Genomic DNA, 234 nt, shown 5'->3' on the forward strand with positions numbered 1-234 from the left:
TGCTGATATGGCTCAGTTGGTAGAGCGCACCCTTGGTAAGGGTGAGGTCCCCAGTTCGACTCTGGGTATCAGCACCAGTTATATGGCAAGAGTTCGGCAAATAAAGAATTTGCCTGGCGGCAACAGCGCGGTGGTCCCACCTGACCCCATGCCGAACTCAGAAGTGAAACGCCGTAGCGCCGATGGTAGTGTGGGGTCTCCCCATGCGAGAGTAGGGAACTGCCAGGCATCAAA

1 tRNA gene and 1 rRNA gene are annotated in these 234 nt (G+C 56.0%); both read left to right on the forward strand.

Features of this window, described 5'->3' with window-relative positions:
• Nucleotide 1 precedes the first annotated feature (1 nt).
• Nucleotides 2-77: transfer RNA gene (locus ACSZO1_RS22855), tRNA-Thr, on the forward strand.
• A gap of 35 nt (nucleotides 78-112) precedes the next feature.
• Nucleotides 113-228 (forward strand): 5S ribosomal RNA (gene rrf / locus ACSZO1_RS22860).
• Nucleotides 229-234: the final 6 nt, after the last annotated feature.

Source organism: Erwinia sp. V71 (genome assembly GCF_965644245.1).
Classification (GTDB): Bacteria; Pseudomonadota; Gammaproteobacteria; order Enterobacterales; family Enterobacteriaceae; genus Erwinia.